At 66.1% G+C, this 15,339-nt stretch carries 16 protein-coding genes; 3 read left to right on the top strand and 13 right to left on the bottom strand.

The window, feature by feature from the left end:
- Nucleotide 1: 1 nt before the first annotated feature.
- The 11 genes from rplS to rpsP form a co-directional block, all read right to left on the bottom strand.
- Complete coding sequence (gene rplS, locus ACTQWE_RS02390) at nucleotides 2-343, bottom strand: 50S ribosomal protein L19 (RefSeq protein WP_090846485.1); 342 nt, start codon at nucleotides 341-343, stop codon at nucleotides 2-4.
- A gap of 231 nt (nucleotides 344-574) precedes the next feature.
- On the bottom strand, nucleotides 575-1,618 hold the full coding sequence (locus ACTQWE_RS02385; RefSeq protein ID WP_170104108.1) for a deoxyguanosinetriphosphate triphosphohydrolase: 1,044 nt from the start codon (nucleotides 1,616-1,618) through the stop codon (nucleotides 575-577).
- 99 nt (nucleotides 1,619-1,717) lie between these two features.
- On the bottom strand, nucleotides 1,718-4,486 hold the full coding sequence (gene ppdK, locus ACTQWE_RS02380; protein WP_170104106.1) for a pyruvate, phosphate dikinase: 2,769 nt from the start codon (nucleotides 4,484-4,486) through the stop codon (nucleotides 1,718-1,720).
- 233 nt (nucleotides 4,487-4,719) lie between these two features.
- Nucleotides 4,720-5,124, bottom strand: coding sequence for a kinase/pyrophosphorylase (locus ACTQWE_RS02375; protein WP_170104104.1), 405 nt, complete (start codon nucleotides 5,122-5,124; stop codon nucleotides 4,720-4,722).
- A 58-nt stretch (nucleotides 5,125-5,182) separates the two neighbouring features.
- A complete protein-coding gene (gene glyS, locus ACTQWE_RS02370; protein WP_441855389.1) occupies nucleotides 5,183-7,279 on the bottom strand; it encodes a glycine--tRNA ligase subunit beta in 2,097 nt (698 codons plus the stop codon).
- A complete protein-coding gene (locus tag ACTQWE_RS02365; RefSeq protein ID WP_090862119.1) occupies nucleotides 7,280-8,191 on the bottom strand; it encodes a glycine--tRNA ligase subunit alpha in 912 nt (303 codons plus the stop codon). It abuts the gene before it with no gap.
- Between the two features lie 40 nt (nucleotides 8,192-8,231).
- On the bottom strand, nucleotides 8,232-8,804 hold the full coding sequence (gene lepB / locus ACTQWE_RS02360; protein ID WP_170104100.1) for a signal peptidase I: 573 nt from the start codon (nucleotides 8,802-8,804) through the stop codon (nucleotides 8,232-8,234).
- The gene (gene trmD, locus ACTQWE_RS02355; protein WP_441855392.1) at nucleotides 8,797-9,546 is read right to left on the bottom strand and encodes a tRNA (guanosine(37)-N1)-methyltransferase TrmD; all 750 of its coding nucleotides are present in this window, start codon (nucleotides 9,544-9,546) and stop codon (nucleotides 8,797-8,799) included. Before trmD ends, lepB begins: the two co-directional genes overlap by 8 nt.
- 1 nt (nucleotide 9,547) lies before the next feature.
- Complete coding sequence (locus ACTQWE_RS02350; RefSeq protein ID WP_441921230.1) at nucleotides 9,548-10,036, bottom strand: ribosome maturation factor RimM; 489 nt, start codon at nucleotides 10,034-10,036, stop codon at nucleotides 9,548-9,550.
- Nucleotides 10,037-10,073: 37 nt separating this feature from the next.
- The gene (locus tag ACTQWE_RS02345; protein ID WP_090846502.1) at nucleotides 10,074-10,382 is read right to left on the bottom strand and encodes a KH domain-containing protein; all 309 of its coding nucleotides are present in this window, start codon (nucleotides 10,380-10,382) and stop codon (nucleotides 10,074-10,076) included.
- A gap of 5 nt (nucleotides 10,383-10,387) precedes the next feature.
- Nucleotides 10,388-10,708, bottom strand: coding sequence for a 30S ribosomal protein S16 (gene rpsP, locus ACTQWE_RS02340; RefSeq protein ID WP_090862125.1), 321 nt, complete (start codon nucleotides 10,706-10,708; stop codon nucleotides 10,388-10,390).
- Between the two features lie 235 nt (nucleotides 10,709-10,943).
- On the opposite strand from rpsP, the gene ACTQWE_RS02335 reads away from it, so the two are divergent.
- From ACTQWE_RS02335 to dinB, 3 genes are all read left to right on the top strand, one after another.
- Entirely contained in the window at nucleotides 10,944-11,627 is a 684-nt protein-coding gene (locus ACTQWE_RS02335; protein ID WP_170104095.1) for a response regulator transcription factor, read from the top strand.
- Nucleotides 11,628-11,639: 12 nt separating this feature from the next.
- Nucleotides 11,640-12,884: a sensor histidine kinase gene (locus ACTQWE_RS02330; RefSeq protein ID WP_441855394.1), complete on the top strand. Its 1,245-nt coding sequence runs from the start codon at nucleotides 11,640-11,642 to the stop codon at nucleotides 12,882-12,884.
- A 150-nt stretch (nucleotides 12,885-13,034) separates the two neighbouring features.
- Nucleotides 13,035-14,312, top strand: a complete 1,278-nt coding sequence (gene dinB / locus ACTQWE_RS02325; protein ID WP_170104091.1) for a DNA polymerase IV — start codon at nucleotides 13,035-13,037, stop codon at nucleotides 14,310-14,312.
- Here the strand turns inward: dinB and rsfS are convergent.
- On the bottom strand, nucleotides 14,309-14,686 hold the full coding sequence (gene rsfS, locus ACTQWE_RS02320) for a ribosome silencing factor (protein WP_441855397.1): 378 nt from the start codon (nucleotides 14,684-14,686) through the stop codon (nucleotides 14,309-14,311). The genes dinB and rsfS overlap by 4 nt on opposite strands.
- A 5-nt stretch (nucleotides 14,687-14,691) precedes the next feature.
- Complete coding sequence (yqeK, locus tag ACTQWE_RS02315; RefSeq protein WP_441921228.1) at nucleotides 14,692-15,336, bottom strand: bis(5'-nucleosyl)-tetraphosphatase (symmetrical) YqeK; 645 nt, start codon at nucleotides 15,334-15,336, stop codon at nucleotides 14,692-14,694.
- Nucleotides 15,337-15,339 lie beyond the last annotated feature (3 nt).

Here is a 15,339-nt window from a genome sequence, read left to right as displayed (position 1 = left end):
CTTAGCGCTTCTCGCGGATGCGGGCGGCCTTGCCGACGCGATCGCGCAGGTAGTAGAGCTTTGCGCGACGGATGTCGCCGTGACGCACAACCTCGAGCTTGCCGATCTTGGGCGAGTGCAGGGGGAAGGTGCGCTCGACGCCGACGCCGAAGGAGATCTTGCGGACGGTGAAGGTCTCGCGAGAGCCGGCACCGCTCATGCGGATGACGTCGCCCTGGAAGACCTGGATGCGCTCGCGGTCACCCTCCTTGATGCGATAGTGCACCTTGACGTTGTCGCCAACGCGGACCTCGGGGATGTCCTCGCGGATCTGCTGGCGCTCGATTGCGCGAATGTAGTCCATAGTTTCCTCACTTCTAGAGGTGCCGTCGCGGTGTGCGCGGCACATAGGTTTACACACAACCGAGAAGTATATTCCACGACAGGGATCCGCACAAGCAGAAAGCACCCGTCAAAACATATCCATACACAAGGACACACGGGCCTTGATTGCCATTGGTTAGTGCAGGAGGGACCACTATGGACGTGCCGACCGAGGGCCCGCCGCAAGAACCAATGCATATGTATTGCCAACTTATCGCATGCCCCAGGCCCTTGGCACGAAAATGTCCCTGTAGAGCCTGATGGCATAGCGGTCTGTCATCGAGCTGATGTAGTCGGCAACCATGACCTCCTGCTGCCCCTCTGCCAGGTGGTACTCCTCGGGTATCTCGTCCACATGCGCCACGAAGTGGTCAAACAGCGCCGCGACCACGTGTTCCGCCTTCGGCTCCTCAGACTTTGCGTCTCCCCGCTTGTAGAGGTTCGAGAACAAGAACGCCCTCATGCCCATCAGGGCGCCCCACACCTCCGGTGACATGACGACGTCGCCGGTGCCTGCGCTGCACGTCACGGCATCCTCCACCATGGTCTTGATGCGCTCCGAGGACGTGTGCCCGAGCACGTCCCGGCACTTCTCGGGAAGCACCTCCTCCGTAAGGAGGCCCGCCCGCTCCGCGTCGTCTATGTCGTGGGTCACGTACGCTATGCGGTCCGCCTTCGCGACGACCCTCCCCTCGAGCGTCTCCGCGCGCAGGCTTCCCGCATGGCAACGTATTCCATCGAGCACCTCGCGCGAGAGGTTGAGCCCCCTGCCGTCCCTCTCGAAGTGGCTGACCACGCGCACGCTCTGCTCGTTGTGCCTGAACAGCCCTTCCGCGGCGCTCGATCGCGGGTCGATGCCAAGGTTCCGGGCCATCGCCGCCCGAAGGGCACGCTCGCCGGCGTGTCCGAACGGCGTGTGGCCCAGGTCGTGCCCAAGCGCGATTGCCTCGGTCAGGTCCTCGTTCAGTCCAAGCGGCCTTGCGATGTCGCGCGCGATCTGAGCCACCTCGAGCGTGTGTGTGAGCCTCGTCCGGTAGTGGTCGCCCTCCGGCGCCAGGAACACCTGCGTCTTGTTAGCGAGACGCCTGAAGCTCTTGCTGTGGAGTATGCGGTCTCGGTCGCGCTGGTAGCACGTCCTCAGCTCGTCCGGCTCCTCGGGCACGAGCCTTCCCGCGGACTCGTCGGAAAACGCCGCATGGCGGGACAGGAGCTCGTGCTCCCTTCTCTCTTGCGCTTCCCTTCCCAAAAGCCCCATGCCGCATGCCTCCCTTCGCCCAGATATGGGCAAGGGGAGAAGGACGCGCGTCCTTCTCCCCCACATAAAACTATGACCTAGCGTCCAACGTGGTCGACACTACTTGGAGATCTTCTCGGGACCGCCGTTGGAGTTGATCTTGGCCTGGGCAGCCGCGAGGCGTGCGATGGGCACGCGGTACGGCGAGCAAGACACGTAGTCAAGGCCGAGGTCGTAGTACATCTGGATGGAGTCCGGATCACCGCCGGTCTCGCCGCAGACGCCGCAGACGATGGTCGGGTTGGCCTTGTGGCCGCCCTCGACGCCCATCTTCACGAGCTTAGCGACACCCTTGTCCAGCGTCTCGAACGGGTTCGTCTTGAGGATCTTCTTCGCGAGGTACTGCGGAATGAACGCGGACTCGACGTCGTCGCGCGAGAATCCGAAGGTGGTCTGCGTTAGGTCGTTCGTGCCGAAGGAGAAGAAGTCGGCGTACTCGCCGATCTCGTCGGCGGTGACGGCGGCGCGCGGCAGCTCGATCATGCAGCCGACGGGGATGTTGAGCTCGACACCCTCGGCCTCGGCGACGGCCTGCACGCCGGCCTCGATCTGCTCGCGGACGAGCTTGAGCTCCTCGACCGTGGAGATGAGCGGGACCATGATCTCGGGCTTGGGATCAAAGCCCTGCTTCTTCAGCGCCGCGGCGGCACCAGCGATGGCGCGGACCTGCATTTCGTTGAGCTCGGGATACACGATGCCCAGACGGCAGCCGCGCAGGCCGAGCATGGGGTTGGCCTCCTGGAAGGAGTCGAGGCGCGCAAGACGATCGCGCATGGCCTTGAGCTGGACCTCGGTCTCGCCACGGCCCTCGGCGCGTGCAATCTCGACAGCAAGATCGCGCGGGTCGTCGAGGAACTCGTGCAGGGGCGGGTCAAGCAGACGCACGATGACGGTCTTGCCGTCCATGGCCTTGAACATGCCCTCGAAGTCGCCGGTCTGGGCCTGGAGGAGCTGGCCGAGCGCCTGCTGCTTCTGGCCGTCGTTGTCGGCGAGGATGAACGACTGGATGATCTGCTTGCGGTCGCCCAGGAACATGTGCTCGGTACGGTCGAGGCCGATGCCCTCGGCGCCGAAGTCGACGGAGAGCTGCGCGTCCGCGGGGTTGTCCGCATTGGTGCGCACGCCGAACAGACGGCCGCGAGAAGCGTCGTGACGGACGTCGTCGGCCCACTCGAGGATGGTCTCGAGGTCGCCGGTGAGCTCCGGGCGGGTCAGGGGCACTGCGCCGACGATGATGTCGCCCGTGGTGCCGTTGATGGAGATGATGTCACCCTCGTGCAGGACGACGTCGGTGCCGGAGATCTTGCACTCCTTTGCCTTCGCGTCGATCTTCAGCGCCTCGGCGCCGCAGACACAAGGCGCGCCCATGCCACGGGCGATGACGGCCGCGTGGGACGTCTTGCCGCCGTGAGAGGTGAGGATGCCCTCGGCCGCGACCATGCCCTTCAGGTCGTCAGGAGTGGTCTCCCAACGGACGAGGATGCACGGCTTCTCGATGTTGTGGTAGTGAACGGCGGCATCGGAGGAGAACACGACGGCACCGACGGCAGCGCCGGGGGAAGCGTTCATGCCCTTCGCGACGACGTCGAACTTGGCCTTCGGGTCGAACTGCGGGTGCAGGAGCTGGTCGAGCTGCTCCGGGGCGACGCGCATGATTGCCTGCTCGCGGGTGATGCGGCCCTCGTCGACCATCTGCATGGCGACCTTCAGCGCGGAGAGCGCGGTACGCTTGCCGACGCGGGTCTGGAGCATCCAGAGCTTGCCCTGCTCGATGGTGAACTCGAGGTCCATCATGTCCGCGTAGTGATCCTCGAGGATCTCGAAGACGTGATAGAGCTCCTTTCCCGCCTCCTCGAGGCCCGGGGTCTTCGGGAGGTCGGCGATGGGCTCCGTGTTACGGATGCCGGCGACGACGTCCTCGCCCTGCGCGTTCACCAGGAAGTCGCCGTAGCGCTCGTTCGTGCCATCGGCGGGGTTGCGCGTGAAGGCGACGCCGGTCGCGGAGGTGTTGCCCTTGTTGCCGAAGACCATGACCTGCACGTTGACGGCGGTACCAAGGTCATCGGGAATCTTGTTCTGCTTGCGGTACAGCACGGCGCGCTCGGTGTTCCAAGAGCCGAAGACGGCCTGCTCGGCAAGACGCAGCTGCAGGTAGGGGTCCTGCGGGAACTCCGCGACGCCGTTCGGCGCGACCTCGGGGTGGGCCTGGGAGTCGACGTTCTTGGCGAAGATGCCCTTGAAGGTCTCGGTCAGGTCCTTGAGGTCGTCAGCGTTGAGCTCGGTGTCGAGCTTGACGCCCTTCTCGGCCTTCTTCTCGTTGATCGCGTCCTCGAACAGCTGGCCGTCGACGCCCATGACGACGTCGGAGAACATCTGGACGAAGCGGCGGTAGGAGTCCCATGCGAAGCGCTCGTTGTTCGTCTGCTTGATGAGGCCGTTGACGGACTCGTCGTTCAGGCCGAGGTTCAGGACGGTGTCCATCATGCCGGGCATGGAGAACGGTGCGCCGGAACGGACCGAGACCAGCAGGGGGTCGTCGGGGTCGCCGATCTTCTTGCCCATGCGCTTCTCGAGGTCCTTGCGGTACTCGTCGATCTCGTCGAGGACGCCGTCAGGCCAGACGTTGCCAGCGCTGGAGTAGGCAACGCAGGTCTGGCAGGTGATGGAGAATCCCGGAGGAACGGGGAGGCCGATGTTCGCCATCTCGGCAAGGTTCGCGCCCTTGCCGCCCGTGATCCACTTGGCCTCGTCTACGGTCTTGCCGGCGACCTCGGTAACGTTGTTACCGTTTTCGTCAACGCCGAATTTGTACACGTGCTTTTCAGCCATTTGACACCCCTGATCGTTTTTCCATGGTGCGAAGTCGCACCCCAACACTTGCGGCGCCACTCTGCAAACCCCTGTGGTGGCGTCCCTAACGAAACCTATTGTATCCACACATATTGGTTGTTTGCCCATAAATAAACGTTAACGGGTAAAAAAGGTCGCTGGCATCCATTCAGATGCCAGCGACTGCCATGCGTGGAATAGTTCTTTACTTTGTGGAAGTTATGGAGTAAGAGCTAGAGCTCTTCCACCTTGCTGTCGACGCGACGGCCGGCCTCGAGCTTCGGCTCCTCGCCAGTGAGCGACATGAGGACCGTGATCGCGGGGCCCAGCAGGTCGATCGACGGGATGCCGCGACCGTCGAGCTCGCGGCGGATGTCCCTGCGAAGGTTCCTGTCGACGATGGTGTGGAACACGGCGGTCGGCACGCCCTCCTCGATGTTCTCGTCGAGGTACTTCTTGACGGTCGCCAGGTCCCTGACGTTGCCGACGCTCTTGATGATCACGCTGTCCTCGCCAAACTGGTCGGCAGCAGCCTCGACGACGCTCGTAGCCGTCTTGCCGCGCGCGTCCGAGATGACGATCACGACGGGAGTAGGCACGTCAAAGATGTCGTCCTCAAGAATCGCTTCGTCTGCCATATCAACCTCCAAGCCAAGGGGCACGGCCCCTGCGTTACGACCTAACTCACGGCCAATCCTACTTCTTCTTCGAGAGGACGCCAATGTTCGCGACGCCGCTGAACACCGATGCGAAACGATTCAGCAACCTAAGTCGGTTCTCCCTTACTACAGTGTCCTCGTCCATGACGAGCACGTCATCAAAGAAACGGTCGATTGGCTCCCTTAGTTCGGCGAGAGCCTTGCAGGCGCCCCTGTAGTCCGCCTCGCCAAGCGCCTTCTCCACGTTTTCGCTACCTTTCTGGCACGCGTCCAGAAGGGCCTTCTCGGCGTCACCCATGACGGACTCGTCCACCTCGACGCCGAGCTTCGCGTCGCCGAGGTGCGCGGCGCGGGCGTAGGCGGTCGCGAGGTCGTCGAAGAGCTCCGGCTGGTCGCGCCTGGCGTCCTCGAGCGCATGCGCGCGCTCCAGGAACTCCTCGGGGTCGATGACGCCCACGCTCGAGACCGCCTCAATCGTGTCGGGCGAGATCTTCTCGTCCTTCGCGATCGTGCTCAGGCGGCCGGCGAAGAACTTCTCGACCTGCGCCTGAACCTTGTCGCGGTCGAACTCGAGGCCCTGGCTTGCATACGCGTCCAGCGACTTTGCGATGATCGACTTCAGCGAGACGGACGGCAGCGTGCGCAGCATCGAGATGATGCCGATGGCGGAGCGGCGCACGGCGAACGGGTCGGATGAGCCGGTGGGCGGCTCGTCGATCGCGAAGATGCCGCAGACGGTGTCGAGCTTGTCCGCGATCGCGACGCACTTGCCGACGACGCCGGACGGCAGCTCGTCACCCGCGAAGCGCGGGCGGTAGTGGTCGCGGATGGCCTCCGCGACCTCGTCGGGCTCGCCGGACGCCTTCGCGTAGTAGCCGCCCATGACGCCCTGCTGGCTCGTGAACTCCACGACGGCCTGCGTCACGAGGTCCGCCTTGGCGAGAAGTGCCGCGCGGGCGGCGTTGGACACCGTCGCGGCGTCGCAGCCGGCCTGGGTCGCGACCTCGGGGGCGACCTCCTGCATGCGCAGCGCCTTCTGGTACACGGTGCCGAGCTTCTCCTGGAACACGACGTCCTTGAGCTTCTGGACGTAGTCCTCGAGCGGCCTCTTCAGGTCCTCCTCGTAGAAGAACTTCGCATCGTCCAGGCGGGCGCGCACGACGCGCTCGTTGCCGTCGATGACGCGCTCGTTGTTGCGACGCGCGCTGTTGGAAACGACGACGAACTCGCGCGTGAGGGCACCCGTCGCGTCGTACACCGGGAAGTAGCGCTGGTTCGAGAGCATCGAGTCGCAGATGATCTCGTTCGGGACGTCAAGGAACTCCTCGTCGAACTTGCCCACGAGGACCGTCGGGTACTCCGTGAGGTTCACCACCTCGTCGAAGATGCGCTTCGGCGTGTCCACGTGCGCGCCGCCGCGCTCCGCCTCGACCTGGGCGATGCCGTCGCGGATGACCTTGCGGCGCTCGTCCTCGAAGAGCACGCCCGCCTCGCGGCACACGTCGACGTAGCTCGCCGGGTCCTTCACCACGTGCTCGCCGGGACCAAGCACGCGATGCCCCCGCGTGACGTTGGAGGACGTGACGTCCGCGTACGTCACGGGCACGACCTCCTCGCCCAGAAGCGCGCAGATCCAGCGGATGGGGCGCACGAACGTCGCGTGCTCGGACCCCCAGCGCTGGCTGCGGTAGTTCGGCCACTCGAGGGATGCGATGGAGTTCTGGGAGAGCTCGGTCAGGATGGGGACCGCCGGCCTGGAGGGCACGTTCTTCTCGGCGAAGACGTACTCCCTGCCGTCGGCGTCCTGCTTGCGCACGAGCTCCGTGGCGTCGAGCCCGAACTTGCGCGCGAAGCCGGCGGCCGCCTTCGTGGGGTTGCCGTCCGCGTCGAACGCGATGCTTGCCGCGGGGCCGCGCTTGACCTCGTGGACCTCCTTCGTGGAGGTTGCGACGTCTTTCACCAGGACGGTCAGGCGGCGCGGGGTACTCATGGGAGTGACCTCGCCGTGCTCGAGCCCGGCCTCGTCAAGGCCTGCGCGGACGAGCTCGCCGAACTGCTTGATGGCGTGGATGAGCGGGGCGGACGGCATCTCCTCCGTGCCGACCTCAAGCAGGAAATCCAAGGTGTCTGCCATTTAGGCCACCTCCCCCTTCTTGTTGTCCGCGTCGGTCTTGGACGCCACCAGCTCGAGGTAGGCCTCGCAGCAGGCCTTGGCGATGGTGCGGACGCGGAGGATGTAGTTGGCCCTCTCCGTCGCGGAGATCGCGCCGCGGGAGTCGAGCAGATTGAACGCGTGCGAGCACTTCATGACGCAGTCGTACGCGGGAAGCGGCAGCTTGCGGTCCAGGCAGGCATGGCACTCCCTCTCGTAGTCGTCGAACTTCTGGCGCATCATGTCGACGTTCGCGACCTCGAAGTTATACGTGGAGAACTCGAACTCGTTCTCGTGGAACACGTCGCCGTACGTCATGGGCGTGCCGTCGGGCAGGTAGCTCCACACGAGGTCGTACACGGAGTTCACGCCCTGGGCGTACATGGCGATGCGCTCGAGGCCGTAGGTGATCTCGACGGGAACGGGATCGACCTCCAGGCCGCCCACCTGCTGGAAGTACGTGAACTGCGTAACCTCCATGCCGTTGAGCCACACCTCCCAGCCAAGGCCCCACGCACCGAGCGTGGGCGACTCCCAGTCGTCCTCGACGAAGCGCACGTCGTGGTCGTTGGGGTCGAGGCCGATGGCCGCGAGCGAGCCCAGGTACAGGTCCTGGGAGTCCACGGGGGACGGCTTCAGCAGCACCTGGAACTGGTAGTAGTGCTGCAGGCGGTTGGGGTTGTCGCCGTAGCGGCCGTCCGCCGGGCGGCGGCACGGCTGCGGGTAGCAGGTGCGCCAGGCGGCGGGTCCCAGGGAGCGCAGCAGCGTTGCCGTGTGGAACGTGCCCGCACCGACCTCGCTGTCGTACGGCTGCATGACGGTGCAGCCCTGCTCCGCCCAGTACTTATCAAGCGTCAGGATGATCTCCTGAAACGTAAGCGGCTTGTCGCTCATGTCCCTATAAGCTCCCATCGTATGTCTTCCGGCGCGGCGGCTACAGCCCGCGCGCGTCACCTATCGGCCAGAAAATGAACAGCGCCCTCGAGGATACCTTACTTGTGCTCACGGGCCCAAAGTACCTTGAGTCGAGCGAGTTCGTCCGGTTGTCGCCCATGACCCAGATGCAGCCGTCCGGCACCTTGTACGGGTAGGCTATCGCCTCGCTCAGGATGCTAGATTGCTGTTCGAGCGGGTAGGTGGGCTTGTCAAGCACGTACGGCTCGTCCAGCTTCCTCCCGTCCACGTACACGTGGCCGTCCCTCAGGTCCACGGTCTGGCCGCCCGTCGCGATGACCCGCTTGATGAGCGTCGTCCCCGGCTTCTCCGGGTCGTCGAACGTCACCACGTCCCCTCGCTTGGGCGTCGAGCCGCGGTAGCTGACCTTCTCGCCCACCAGGCGGTCCCCCTCCTGGATGGTCTCGAGCATCGAGCCGGACGGCACGATGTACACCTCGGCCACGAACGTGCGCACCAGAAGCGCGAGCGTCACGCCAACGGCGATCGTGATGACCCAGTCGAGCCAGGCGGGAAGGCGCCTGCCCTTTTGGGCTTCCTCTTCCTCAGGCATCGCACTCACCCTCCTCGCGCCGCGCCGCCTCGCGGGCGAACGCGCGCTCCTCTTCGGTCAGGGTCGCTCCGTCCAGCAGGTCCGGCCTCCAGCGGGCCGTGCGCTCAATCGAGCTGCGCCTGCGCCACGCGTCCACGGCGCCGTGGTCGCCTGAGAGCAGCACGTCCGGGACGCGCCTTCCCTCGAAGTCCGCCGGGCGCGTGTATTGCGCGTACTCCAGCAGGCCGTCGCTGAACGACTCGTCCTCCGCGCTCTTCTCGTCCCCCAGGGCGCCCGGAAGCAGCCTCACGACGGAGTCGATCACCACGAGCGCCGCGAGCTCCCCGCCGGTGAGCACGTAGTCGCCGAGCGAGAACACCTCGTCCGCGAGCTCGTAGGCGCGCTCGTCCATGCCCTCGTAGCGGCCGCACACCAGAAGCACGCGGTCGAGCGTGGAAAGGCGTCGTGCGCACGCCTCGTCGTAGCGCCTTCCGCAGGGCGAGAAGAACACGACGTGCGGCCTGGCGCCCCCCCTCGAGGCGATGTCGCGCACCGCCTCGAAGATCGGGGCCGGCTTCATGAGCATGCCCTGCCCGCCGCCGAACGGCGCGTCGTCCACGGTGTTGTGGCGGTCATGGGTCCAGTGCCTGAGGTCGTACGCCGCGAAGTCGAGTATCCCCTTGCGCTGCGCGCGACCCATGATCGACTCGTTCAGGTAGGGTGCGAAGACCTGCGGGAACACCGAGAGCGTCTCGAACCTCATCCTATCCCTCCGCATCGACCAGTCCGTCCGGCGCGCTCACGTGGATGGCGCCGTCGTCGTCCGTCCCGAGGACGAACTCGTCCACCACGGGGAGCATGACCTCCCCGAAGGGGCCCATGATCGACCAGACGTCGTTCGCCGGGCCCACCATGACCTCCTCTATCCTGCCCAGGGGGCCGATCTTCTCGTCCACGACGGCCCTTCCCACGAGCCAGTCGGCATCGTGGTACTCGAACCCCTCGGGCAGGTCGTCCACACGGGCCAGCAACGCCTTGCCCACGAGCGACGACGCGGCGTCCAAGTCGCCGACGCCGGCGAGGCGGACCAGCTGGCCCCTGTCCCCGTCGTCGGCGGACGCGACGATGCGCACGCGGGGGCCCTTCAGCGGCGGCGGCACGACCGCGACCTCAAGGCCCTTGCGCATAAGCGAGGGAAGGCCGTGGACGGGAACCGTCACGACCTCCCCTTTCCTCCCGTGGGTCTTTACCACACGGGCTATGGCTCTGTATTCGTTACGCACGAGACGTCTAGCCTAGAACCTCAACCTCTACGGAGGTGCCCACCCTGGAGCCGAGCGCACGCGCGAGCGTGCGGATGGCCTTGATGGTGCGGCCCCTCCTGCCGATAATCCTTCCGGCATCCTCCTCGGCACAGGAGACCTCGATGAGCGCTGCTCCCTCGCTGTCCGTAACGTCCAGCGAGACGGCGTCCTCGTTGGTCACGAGTCCGCAGACGATGTACTCAACCAGGTCTGCCACCTTGTCGGAGGCAAGTTCCTCAGAGTCGTCAGAGAGCTGGTCCAGGGAATCCACGACGTCCGCGATTTCCTCGGACACGATGGCTACTCCGCGTCCTCGGCGGCAGCAGCGGCCTTGGCGGCAGCCTTCTTGGAGAGCTTCTGCTTCTTCTCGGGAGCGGGAGCGTCGCTGCGGGCGATGTCAATCAGGTGAGCGACGGCGTTGCTGGGCTGGGCGCCCTTGGCGACCCACTCGTCGATCTTCTCGAGGTCGAGGTCGATGGTCTTCGGGGTGGTCAGCGGGTTGTAGCGACCAACGAGCTCGATGTAACGACCATCGCGGGGCATGCGGCCGTCGGCGACGACGACGCGGTAGTACGGACGCTTCTTTGCACCGTGACGGGCGAGACGAATCTTAACTGCCAAAACTAAACTCCTTTACATTCGCGGCGCCGGGGTCAGATGAGTTTGTGCGCCGCATAGCCGCAATTAGCGACTTTATATTCTACGACACCGCCCACGTGTATCAAGGTGTCGTTTTTGTGAACCTTGCACGGCAAATGTGCAGTGCTTTTGACGGGGAACGCTATTTAAGGCGGCCTTAAGTATCGCTCGCTATATTGCACCAATAAACACGATTTCAGAAACCCAAGGAGGCCCCATGAACATACTTGTCGTGGAGGACGAGAGGAACCTTGCCGATGCCATCGTTCGCATCGTGTCCGATGCCGGATTCAACTGCGAGGCCGTGTACGACGGGAACGCCGGCCTCAACTCCGCGGAGAGCGGCCTGTACGATGCCGTCATCATGGACGTCATGCTTCCCGGCACAGACGGCATCCAGATCGTGCGCGAGCTTCGCCACCAGGGCAACTCCATCCCCGTGCTCATGCTCACGGCCCGCACGTCCACTTCTGACAAGGTCGAGGGCCTCGACGCCGGCGCGGACGACTACATGACGAAGCCGTTCGAGGCGCCCGAGCTCCTCGCACGCCTCCGCGCCCTCACGCGCAGGCAGGGCGACGTCGTGATCGACACCGTGACCTTCGCGGACCTCACGCTCGACCTCGAGACGCACGACCTCTCGTGCGACGGGCGAGAAGTGCATCTCTCGGGCAAGGAGTTCGAGGTCCTGAAGATGCTCATGAGCTCGAACGCGCGCGTCGTGTCGAAGCAGGACCTCCTCACCCGCGTGTGGGGCGCCGACGCCGACGCGTCCGAGAACTCCGTGGAGGCGTACATATCGTTCCTGCGGAAGAAGATCACGCACGTGCGCTCCAAGGTGCAGATCACGACGCTGCGCATGCTCGGCTACCGCCTCGAGGCGTTCGACGTCCAAGAGTAGCGTCGGTGCGCCATGCTCAAGAAGCTCAAGAGGAAGTTCGTCGCCATCGTCACGACGCTCGCGGGGCTCGTCCTCGCGAGCGTCCTTGGGATGTCGCTCTACTCCACCTACGTCAACCAGCAGGACCTCATCGCGGGCGCCCTCAATCGTAACCTCGAGGGATCAACCGAGGCCGTACCCGTCATCGGCTCCACGCGAAAGGACGCTCCCGGCACTAGGCACAACTCCAACATGCTCGCCCTCACCGTCGAGATATCGCAGAGCGGCGTCGTCCTCGAGTCGAGCGACGACAACGTGAGCATTAACGGCCCCGTGCTCGAGAAGGTGGTGGAGCAGGCGCTCGAGGCGCAGGCGAACCATGGAAGGCTCCCCGAGTACCACGTGTCGTGGAAGTCCACCACCACGAGCTCCGGCACGACCCGCATCGCCATCGTGGACACGACCGCCGTGGACGACACGTTCCACAACGCCATCGTGCGCAACGTCGAGATCGTCGCCGTGGGCATCCTCGTGCTGTTCGCCATCTCGTGGAAGCTCGCGGACTGGGCGCTCGGGCCCGTCAGGCGCGCGTGGGACCAGCAGCGTCGCTTCGTTTCGGACGCGTCGCACGAGCTGAAGACGCCGCTTGCCGTCATCCTTGCGAACACGCAGATCCTCCAGCGCGACGAGGACCTCCCCGCGGACAGCAGGCGCTGGGTGGACAGCACGGCCGAGGAGGCCGGCCACATGAAGACGCTCGTGAACGACCTGCTGCAGCTCGCCCGCGCCGACGAGAGCGTCGCCGGCACCGCGGGCATCCTGAAGCGCGCCGACGTCGACCTCTCGGACATCGTGAGCTCCGCGGCCCTCGAGTTCGACGCCGTCGCCTTCGAGCGCGGCACGTCCGTGGAGGATTCCGTCGCGGAGGACGTGCACGTGCAGGGCGACGCGGACTGGCTGCGCCACATGGTCCGCATCCTTATCGACAACGCCGTGAAGTACGCCGCCGTCGGCACCACCGTCAAGGTGACGCTCGAGCGCCGGGGCAAGGGGTGCCGCCTGACGGTGAACAACCAGGGTCCCGCGATCCCCGCTGAGGACCTGCCGCACGTGTTCGAGCGGTTCTACCGCTCCGACAAGGCACGCACACGCGACGACGGCGCCGGCGGCTTCGGCCTGGGCCTCGCGATCGCGAAGTCCACCGTCGACGCGCACGGCGGCTCCATCCAGTGCACGAGCGACGAGAAGGACGGGACCACGTTCACGGTGACCCTCTAGCGAGCACCGCCGTCCCTCTCGCCCGCGCGCACCACGGCCCGGCTACCTCCCCTCTTAGGCGATGGCCGGGCCGTGGCCTATAATCTGCGGAAAGGTGTTCTGCTACGGGCATCGCCGTGCGGGGACGCGGCGCAGCGGGAGGGAGGCGCGGTGGCGGCATCCATCACAGAGTGGTCGGGGCCTGCCATAGGCCTGCTCGACCTCGACGCGTTCTTCGCGTCCGTGGAGCAGCTCGACCACCCGGAGTGGCGCGGCAAGCCGCTCATCGTGGGGGGCTCGCCGGAGCGTCGCGGCGTCGTCTCGACCGCGTCGTACGAGGCGAGGCGCTTTGGCGTGCACTCCGCCATGCCCTCGTACCAGGCGAGGCGGCTGTGTCCCGAGGCCATCTGGACGCAGGGCCACTACGACCGCTACCGCCAGGTGTCCGCGCAGGTGATGCAGGCGATCCTGGACGAGACGCCGCTCGTGGAGCAGGTGTCGATCGACGAGGCGTTCTTCGACGTGACGCCCGGGCGCTTCTCGCGCGAGAGCCCCATCGCCATCTGCCGGCGCGTCCAGGGCCGCGTAGCCGAGCTGGGCGTCACCTGCTCCATAGGCCTCGGCACCAGCAAGACCGTCGCGAAGATCGCGTCCGAGCGCCAGAAGCCGCGCGGCATGACCGTCGTGCTCCCCGGGACGGAGGGTGCGTTCCTGGCGCCGCTGCCCGTCTCCGCCATGAGCGGCGTCGGCAGGGCGACGGAGGCGCGGCTGCGCCAGATGGGCATCGCCACGCTGGGGCAGCTCGCGAGGCAGGACCCGGAGCGCATGCGCCGCGCGTTCGGCGTCGCGGGGCCCAGCCTGGTTACGCGCGCGGCGGGACGCGAGGTGTCGCGCGTGCGCGAGCGCGCCAAGCCGGAGGCCGCGAAGTCCGTGTCGAACGAGCGCACGTTCGCGCGCGACCTCACGACGCGCGAGGACGTGGCCGCCGCCGTGCGCATGGTGAGCCAGATGGTGGGCACGCGCCTGAGGTCGAAGGGGCTGCGCGGCCACCAGGTGACGCTGAAGCTGAAGTTCTCGTACGACAAGACGCGCACCGCGCAGCGCCAGCTCGATGCCCCCACGGACGACGAGCACGTCTTTGGCGCGCAGGCGCTGCGCCTGCTTGACGACGTCTGGCGCGAGGGCACGCCCGTCCGCCTGGTGGGCGTGGGCGTGAGCGGCTTTGGCCCCGGGGCGCCCCGCCAGCGGCAGCTCGAGCTCTTCTCGCCCGACGCGGGCGAGAAGGACGAGGCCACGGCACCGGGAAGGCACCGTGACCTCAGGGCGCTCTCCGTCGCGGCGGACGAGGTGCGCTCGCGCTTTGGGAAGGGGTCGCTCAGCCTTGGGTCCGAGCTCAGGCTGAGGGAGTCCGCCTCCGACACGGCCCCCATGAACAAGGACGACGACTAGGCGTTCGCGGGCGCCTCTCCCTCCAGGCCCAGCTCCACGCGCGGGGCGTCGCCCCACAGGTGCTCCAGGCGGTAGTAGTCGCGGGCCTCCGGCTTGAACACGTGCACCACGAGCGCGCCGTAGTCCATGAGCACCCAGGACGAGCCGGCGCGGCCCTCCGTGGACACGGGCTTCTCGCCGCACTCGGCGGCCAGGCGCCTCTTGACCTCCTCGGTCACCGCGTCCAGCTGGGGGTTGTTCTGGACCGTGCAGATGAGGAAGTAGTCGCACACGTCCGTCGCGTGCGTCAGGTCCAGAAGCACGATGTCAGTGGCCTTCTTGTCGTCCGCGGCGGTCGCGGCCGCCTTCGCAAGCTCGAGCGATGTAACCGTCATGTTGCCTACCTTCCGGCCGGGGCGTTCGTCCCGGCCCCCGCCCTCCTGAGGGCGAGCTCGTTGTATATGTCAAGCGTACCCGGATACAGGTAGCGCCTGGTCTCCACCACGTACTCGATCCCTGCGCAGAACGAGTTCCAGAACACGTCGTCCAGGGAGGCCCTGCCCACCATGTCACGCGTCTGCTGGATGCCTATGCTCCCCGTGCGCAGGGGCTCGATGCCGTCCGCCACGAACACCACCTCGTCCAGGGGCGTCATGTCCACGGCGGCCGTCGTGTGACGCGCGATCGCCTGGAACACCTCCGGCGCAAGCTCCGGGTAGAGCCCCGGCAGCTCGCGCGCGGCCACGACGCCGTGGAGCAGCGGCCTCACCAGGTCAAGGTCGACCCCGAAGTCGATGCCCAGCTCGCGCGCACGCCGCACGAGCTCGTCATCCGGCACCACCTTGTCCCAGTCGTGCAGGATGCCGGCGACGCGCGCGTCAAACGGGTCCACGTAGTAGCGCAGCGCCAGAGACTCCGCGCAGCGTGCGACGGAGAGCGAGTGCGCAAGGCGACGCGGCTTCACCGCGCTCATGCGGTCCGTCAGGTCCGACTCGAGCCTGCCGATCAAGGCAAGCTGGCCCTTTGTGTATTCCGCCCTTCTCATCTG

It is taken from the genome of Parafannyhessea sp. LCP19S3_B1, from assembly GCF_052121955.1.
Classification (GTDB): domain Bacteria; phylum Actinomycetota; class Coriobacteriia; order Coriobacteriales; family Atopobiaceae; genus Parafannyhessea.
This window is presented reverse-complemented; position numbering and strand designations above follow the sequence as displayed.

What these genes read in the sequence shown, in the direction of transcription:
- rplS (WP_090846485.1), bottom strand. Translation starts at nt 343, where the DNA reads ATGGACTACATTCGCGCAATCGAGCGCCAGCAGATCCGCGAGGACATC.
- ACTQWE_RS02385 (WP_170104108.1), bottom strand. Translation starts at nt 1,618, where the DNA reads ATGGGGCTTTTGGGAAGGGAAGCGCAAGAGAGAAGGGAGCACGAGCTC.
- ppdK (WP_170104106.1), bottom strand. Translation starts at nt 4,486, where the DNA reads ATGGCTGAAAAGCACGTGTACAAATTCGGCGTTGACGAAAACGGTAAC.
- ACTQWE_RS02375 (WP_170104104.1), bottom strand. Translation starts at nt 5,124, where the DNA reads ATGGCAGACGAAGCGATTCTTGAGGACGACATCTTTGACGTGCCTACT.
- glyS (WP_441855389.1), bottom strand. Translation starts at nt 7,279, where the DNA reads ATGGCAGACACCTTGGATTTCCTGCTTGAGGTCGGCACGGAGGAGATG.
- ACTQWE_RS02365 (WP_090862119.1), bottom strand. Translation starts at nt 8,191, where the DNA reads ATGAGCGACAAGCCGCTTACGTTTCAGGAGATCATCCTGACGCTTGAT.
- lepB (WP_170104100.1), bottom strand. Translation starts at nt 8,804, where the DNA reads ATGCCTGAGGAAGAGGAAGCCCAAAAGGGCAGGCGCCTTCCCGCCTGG.
- trmD (WP_441855392.1), bottom strand. Translation starts at nt 9,546, where the DNA reads ATGAGGTTCGAGACGCTCTCGGTGTTCCCGCAGGTCTTCGCACCCTAC.
- ACTQWE_RS02335 (WP_170104095.1), top strand. Translation starts at nt 10,944, where the DNA reads ATGAACATACTTGTCGTGGAGGACGAGAGGAACCTTGCCGATGCCATC.
- ACTQWE_RS02330 (WP_441855394.1), top strand. Translation starts at nt 11,640, where the DNA reads ATGCTCAAGAAGCTCAAGAGGAAGTTCGTCGCCATCGTCACGACGCTC.
- rsfS (WP_441855397.1), bottom strand. Translation starts at nt 14,686, where the DNA reads ATGACGGTTACATCGCTCGAGCTTGCGAAGGCGGCCGCGACCGCCGCG.
- yqeK (WP_441921228.1), bottom strand. Translation starts at nt 15,336, where the DNA reads ATGAGAAGGGCGGAATACACAAAGGGCCAGCTTGCCTTGATCGGCAGG.